Below are 6,747 nucleotides of genomic sequence, written 5' to 3' on the forward strand. Positions count from 1 at the left end.
GGCGGTAGCCCATAAAAGTCCGTCCTTCAATGGGTTTTGGAGGCGCAGGGACATCACTCGAATAGGCATAATCCAGACTCAGTTCCCCTGCTTCCAGGTTGTGGCTGTGGATCCAGTCGCCAGGCTGCATGTCGCATGTCGCAAACCCGATGACCTGTCCAAACTTGCGGATCGGCGATCCCTTGGCAATCTGCTGGATGGCGACTTTATGCCCCAGATCAATGTCTTCCCGGGCGGTCACACTTTGACTTTCCGAGATCGGACACACCTGGTTTTCCGCCACGGAATTGCGGGCGATGGCGATATTATCTTCCGGGTGAAGTTTTAGCAGCGGCGAAGAGGCAACGGATGACATGTTGGATTGACGTTCTATTAATTAAGGGAGCAGAAGGACATCGCGGGGAGAAGCGGTGATTCAAAAAACCTGTCAATAAAAGACCGACAGGTCACATATATTAGAATATCTCGATTTGTCCGGTCAGAATCAAGGGATCGGATGCTCTGCAACTGTTTTGGCTGTCCTGTTTTCTGCGGAATTCCTGTCTGAAGTGGTTTTGAGGAGAAGCAGTTTACTTCTTGCGGTAGAACTCCGGCCCTTTTTTCATGTAGCCGGGAGGGGGAAGTCGATCCCAGGGGACCACGCCTACGTGTTCAGCCCAGGTATTCCAGGCTGCTTCAAGTGAAGCGACGTGTTTGGGTTGCTGTTTTGCTAAATCATTCAGTTCACTGCGGTCCTGATTCAGATCGTAAAGTTCCCAGTCCTGTTTGTGTTGTTTGACCAGTTTCCAGTTGCCCTGGCGGATCGCTTTGTTGCCTTCATGCTCCCAGTAGAGCGTGCGTTCTGTTGTTTTCTCCGGATTTCGGAAGGTGGAGACGAGACTGGTTCCCTCAAAGGGAATGATCAGCCGATCCTGTTTCACAGCCGGGTAGGTGGCTTTTGAAACGTCAACACAGGTCGCCATCAGATCAATCACGTGCCCTGTTTGTTTTGTCCAGCCGCCAGTCTGCTGGATCTGATCGGGCCAGCGTACGATCAAAGGTGTCGAAATGCCCCCTTCGTGCATCCACATTTTATGGAAACGGAACGGCGTATTGCTGGCGTTGGCCCAGCCGACTTCGGCACAGCGGAATGATTCCCGCGTACCGGTGACGGCGCCGGGCTGATGGCCGCGGTCGATATATTCCGCACTGGCGCCGTTGTCGGAGAGGAAGAACACGAGCGTATTTTTTGTATTTCCCATCTGGTCGATTTGCGCGAGCACCTGACCAATGCCGCGATCCATGCTGGTGATCATGGCGGCGTAAACGGCCATCCGCAGTTCCCACTCTTCCTGCTCCGCTTGAGAGAGCGAGTCCCAGGCTTTCGCATCGGGATCGCGGGGCGAAAGCGGACTGTTGATCAGTCCCTGTTCGGTCATCTTCTGATGACGTTGTTTTCTGAGTTCATCCCAGCCTGTGCGATAGCGGCTTCGATAAGCGGCAATATCGGCAGGTTGTGCCTGCAGCGGGAAGTGGGGGGCTGTATAAGCCAGGTAGAGAAAAAAAGGCTTTTCCTGCGATTGTTGCGCATGGTCTTTCAGATAGTCAACGGCTCTCTGGCTGAAGGCATCGGTGATGTAGTAATTTTCTTTGGGCGGTTGAATCAGTTGATTGTCTTCGTAGAGCGGTTTGGGGGCAAAATAATTGCCGCCGCCCCCCGTTCCATAGGCGCGATGAAAGCCGCGGCCCAGAGGCCAGTTTTCGTTGGCTTTCTGCATGCGATACGTCAGATGCCATTTGCCGATGTGATAACAGCGGTAGTCGGCTGAGGAGAGGACTTCCGCCAGACTGACGCAGTGCTGATTGAGTTCCCCCTGATAGCCGGGCAGGTTGTCGTTACGGTTCATCCAGCCCATGCCTGCCTGATGCGGGTAGAGACCGGTCATGAGGGAAGCCCGGGTGGGGCAGCAACGACCTGCGTTATAAAACTGGGAGAATCGCAGTCCTTCTTGTGCCAACTGATCCAGATGGGGTGTTTTGATTTCAGAGCCGTAACAGCCCAGGTCCGAAAAACCGAGGTCGTCGGCCATGATCAGAACGATATTCGGGCGCTCGTTCGGAGCAGCGTCGGCTCTATTCGTGAACGGGAGAGCGCACGTGATACTGACAATCAGCGGCAGGATGAGCCGTTTGTAGAACAGGCGGTGGCGTGTTGAGTGAATCATGCTGGTGTTTGTTCTCCTGAATTGCGGCGCGAGGAAATCGGGAACTGTTATTGATTGTCGCGGGGCATTGATGTGGCGTCAACTTTCGATGATCATTTATGAGGTTGAGGCAGGCAGAAGGGGGCATCTGATTAATGTCGATGCGCAGTTCGTTTCTTCCGCGGGAGCCGCTGCTGGTGGTGGGGGTACAGACCAAAGGGACACGGCGGTGGTTCGAGTTTTCGAGCAGACGTGAGCAGAAACAGGAAATCAGTCATCTGACGCAGGGGTGGGGTAAATGTGTTTCCAGTCGCGCTGCATGTCGATCACGGTCCAGCCTTTTTCTTTGCCTTCATCCAGCGCTTTGTCGAGCTGTCCAATATGGGACTGGCGATCGTAGGCGTATTCTCGTTTCGCATCGGTGTGATGGACAATCACTTTGAGAGAATTCGTTCCGCGATCCGTCCATTGCAGCATTTGCAGATCGCCGTCCGAGTTGCCGAACGGGCGTGTTGAAAAAGTCTGTTTGAAATAAACGGTTCAACGGGTGATTGATCTTGATCTGCGGAGCGGTTTGGCGGTATGAGCAGGTTCGCTTTGTTGTCCAATCTCCCTGTTTTCCATCATGGAGACGCTGATGCAAGGATTGCATGTCTTTGAGCCCAAGACCAGGACGGTCATAGATCTGGAGTCGTTCATCCCAGAAGACCACTTGCTCAGGCAGATCGACCGCATTGTCGAACCGGCATTCATCCGCAAACTGACCACCTCTTGCTATGCAGAAGGACGAGGACGCCCTTCTATTGATCCGGTTGTCTATTTTCGGATGCAACTGGTGGCGTACCTCTACGGCATCGATTCGGACAGACGTCTGTGTGAGGAAGTCCACTTCAATCTCGCCTACCGCTGGTTCTGCCGACTCTCCCTGGAAGACGAAGTGCCGGACCATTCGTCGTTCAGTCGTATCCGAGACCGGTATGGAGAAAAGATTTACGAGCAGGTCTTTCATGAGATTGTGAAACTATGCCAGCAACACGGTTTGGTGGCAGAGTCCTGTAGCGTAATGACCGACGCTACATTGATCGCGGCGGATGCTTCACTGAACTCGTTGATTCACAACGACACCAACGAAGCTAACAAGGAGGTGGAGAGCCAACAACGAGATCGTGGTTTAAAAGATGGTTCGTCCGCGCGGCGCGTCTCGAACAAGACACACACGAGTCACACCGATCCTGATGCGACGTTGGCCCAAAAACCAGGAACACCGCGACAGCTCAAGTACAAAGTGCACCAGAGCATTGATGCTGACAGCCGCGTTATTTTAGACACGTATGTCACGACAGGAGCCCGGCATGATAACCAGCCATATCTCGACCAACTGCAGCGAATCGAACACCGCTACAAACTTACGATTCACGAAGTAACAGCGGACCGTGGTTACGGTTCAGCGGCTATCATTCACTCGTTGCAAGAACAAGGCAAACAGACTTTTATTCCGCTCTGGAGTGGCCGCGTTGGAAACAGTAAATACTTAAGCAGCGGACTCGTTTACGAAAAAGAACAGGATCGCTTTCGCTGTCCGGAGGGGAAGTATCTGCATCCCAATCCTGGGAGTAACAGGAACTACAAGCGATACGTCAGTTTATCGGCCGACTGTAAAATATGTCCGCAAGCATCAACTTGTCCAGCGCGGACACGCAGCTGCTCTCCTCAGCGATTTGTCCTGCGCAGCCTTGATCAAGATTTCTTTGAGGAGGTTCTGACGCGAATGCGCGATCCAGTGTTCCGCCAGAAACTGTCAGAGCGAATGTGGAAGAGCGAAGGATTATTTGCCGAGGCCAAACAAAACCACGGTTTGTCTCGGGCACGGTATCGCGGGCGAGTAAAAGTGCAAATTCAGGCCTATCTGAGTGCAACCGCTCAGAATCTGAAGCGGCTGGTGAAGGCTTTTTGTTTTTTACTGCTTGCTTGGTGGTCACGACGAAGAATGACCACTACCCACGCTCTCCATATTCCCAGAAAGTGGGATTTTTCAACACGCCCGAACGCCATCACGGGCGCGCGACCAATGAAACGGTGAATGCCGACCGGTTTGCCTTCCTTATCGTCGATGAAGTCAATCTCCGCCAGACGGACGAGCACGGGCTTGCCGTCGCGTTCTTCCAGTTTCACTTTGATGCTGCTGCCGATGACCTGTTCGGGGGGAATGCCATACACGTCTTCCGCCCAGACCCGCAGAAAGTCAACGCCTCCGCCGGAGACGATATAGGTTTTAAAGCCGTTCGCCCGCAGGTAGTTCAATACTTCCAGCATCGGCTGATAGACTAATTTGGTGTAGGGGACTTGTTTCTCAGGATGCCGGGCGGTTTTGATCCATTCGCGAACGGTGTCCGTGAATTCGTCGGTCGTCATGCCGCTGTGAGTGACTGCCATGATTTTGAGTAACCCGGCTTTTCCGGACGCGGCGACTGTTTTGAGGTCATTTTCGAGCGCTGCTTTGAACGGTTGCTCGGTTTTCCATTCCGGATGCTGAGGTGCTAACGCTTTCACGCGATCCAGGGCAAACAGCAGTTGAAAATACGCGGGCTGTTCTGACCAGAGCGTGCCGTCGTTATCGAAGACCGCAATCCGTTCTCGTGGCGGCACATACAGCGGGCAGCCATCATTGGTCGCGCATTTGACATAATTGATGATCGCGTCTTTCGCAGGACCGGCATTCCAGGACGGCAGCGGATCGGCGGCAGAAGATACATTGATTGAAAAGAGAAAAAATACAACGAGGATCTGGCGCATGAAATTCTCTTGAAAACGGGTTCGTTGTGAAATCACAAATGATAAACGAACGACTGGCTTACCTGAAGCAAGCCAGTCGTTGTCGTGCGATACGAGTTCATTGACTATCGCCCGCTGGCGGCGTCTTCAATGGTCTTTTTGATTTTTTCCAGGTTATAAAGAGCCGGGAGTCTGACTGGGGGGATATTCCTGCATCGTCTGCAGGAAATTCGCCGCGATCTGCTGCATCGGCACAATGATATACACCCGCGACAGGAACCAGTCGTTGTAAGTAGTCGCATTGTGTTGTGCTTTTTCAAACGGATCTCTTCTTAGATTAAACAGGAGAGGTACGCGCAACTCAATAAAAGGCTCGCGCCAGACTTCGAACGCCATACCTCGGTTTTCCAGGAAGATCGCTTTCCAGTCTCCGGCCCGGATGGCAACAATCTGCCCGTCATCGTTGACATACATAAATTCCTTGCGTGGCGGCTCTTGCGTTTTTTCAGTGAGGTAATCGAGTTGATTATAGCCGTCGATATAGTTGTGATACTTCCGGCCGTTGAGCTCGACTCCTGTTTTCAGTTTTTCTTTGATCGTCGTATCTCCGGCAACTGCGGCGAACGTGGGCAGCCAGTCTTCGTGAGAGACAACCCCATTCAGCGTTTTGCCGGCAGGGAAGTGATTGGGCCAGCGGACAAATGCCGGCACACGATAAGCGCCTTCCCAGTTGGAATTTTTCTCGTTGCGGAACGGTGTGGTTCCGGCGTCGGGCCAGGTATTGTAGTGCGGTCCGTTATCCGTGGAATACATCACGAGCGTATTGTCGGCGATGCCCAGATCATCCAGCAGTTTCAGGAGTTCGCCAACGTGCATGTCGTGTTCGACCATGCCGTCGTGATATTCATCGCCGCTCTTGCCACTCAGGCCGCGGTGTTCTTTCTTGACATGCGTGCGGAAGTGCATGCGGGTCCCGTTCCACCAGCAGAAGAAGGGCTGGCCGGCTGCGTTCTGCTCTTTGATAAATTTCTTGGCGGCAGCGACGGTTTCTTCGTCAATCGTTTCCATGCGTTTTTTGGTAAGTGGGCCTGTATCCTCTATTTTTTGTGTTCCATCTCCATTTGCCCAGGCATGGATCACACCCCGTGGTCCATACTGTTCTTTGAACGTTTTGCCGTTGGGTAATACGAGATCAGTCGGATAGTCTTCATGTTCGGGCTCTTCTTCTGCATTCAGATGGTATAGATTTCCCAGGAATTCATCGAAGCCGTGCATGGTTGGCAGATGCTCGTCGCGGTCCCCCTGGTGGTTCTTGCCAAACTGGGCTGTAGCATAACCATTACTTTTTAAGACGGTCGCCATCGTGACATCGGTTTTCTGCCAGCCTTCTTTGGCGCCGGGCAAACCGACTTTGGTCATGCCCGTGCGGACGGGGACGTTACCGCCGATAAACGCGGCGCGTCCTGCGGTACAGCTCTGCTGTCCATAGTAGTCGGTGAATGAAATTCCTTCGCGGGCGATCCGGTCAATGTTGGGCGTTTGATAACCCATCATACCGCGGTTATTGTGGCTGATGTTCCAGGTGCCGATATCGTCGCCCCAGATGACGAGAATGTTCGGTTTCTGCGTTTGGGCGGGGGACAGAGTGGGGAAACTGAATAGTGTCAGAAGCACTATCCAGACAGAGAGCTTGAGCATGCGGGATTTCATGAGCGACTCCTCTCGTATTAGTGGCATCAGGCAGAAAAAATGTCTACAAATTCAGAACGGAAAGTACCCCGACAGATTTATA

3 protein-coding genes and 3 pseudogenes are annotated in these 6,747 nt (G+C 52.8%); 1 reads left to right on the forward strand and 5 read right to left on the reverse strand.

All coding sequences use genetic code 11. The annotated features are described in order from the left end of the window. The 3 genes and pseudogenes from Q0294_RS11640 to Q0294_RS11650 all read right to left on the reverse strand — a co-directional run. Window positions 1-355: UxaA family hydrolase (locus Q0294_RS11640; RefSeq protein ID WP_299465130.1), on the reverse strand; the 355-nt coding region annotated here is incomplete at its 3' end. Between the two features lie 214 nt (window positions 356-569). After that, window positions 570-2,204, reverse strand: a complete 1,635-nt coding sequence (locus Q0294_RS11645) for an arylsulfatase (protein ID WP_299465133.1) — start codon at window positions 2,202-2,204, stop codon at window positions 570-572. Between the two features lie 249 nt (window positions 2,205-2,453). Further along, a pseudogene (locus tag Q0294_RS11650) lies at window positions 2,454-2,684 on the reverse strand (haloacid dehalogenase-like hydrolase); the annotation flags it as partial. 136 nt (window positions 2,685-2,820) lie between these two features. On the opposite strand from Q0294_RS11650, the pseudogene Q0294_RS11655 reads away from it, so the two are divergent. Further along, window positions 2,821-4,065 (forward strand): annotated as a pseudogene (locus Q0294_RS11655) (IS1182 family transposase); the annotation flags it as partial. Between the two features lie 38 nt (window positions 4,066-4,103). Here the strand turns inward: Q0294_RS11655 and Q0294_RS11660 are convergent. Both Q0294_RS11660 and Q0294_RS11665 read right to left on the reverse strand, forming a co-directional pair. After that, complete coding sequence (locus Q0294_RS11660; protein ID WP_299465140.1) at window positions 4,104-4,976, reverse strand: HAD family hydrolase; 873 nt, start codon at window positions 4,974-4,976, stop codon at window positions 4,104-4,106. Between the two features lie 104 nt (window positions 4,977-5,080). After that, window positions 5,081-6,653 (reverse strand): annotated as a pseudogene (locus Q0294_RS11665) (arylsulfatase). Window positions 6,654-6,747 lie beyond the last annotated feature (94 nt).

It is taken from the genome of uncultured Gimesia sp., assembly GCF_937919775.1.
GTDB lineage: Bacteria > Planctomycetota > Planctomycetia > Planctomycetales > Planctomycetaceae > Gimesia.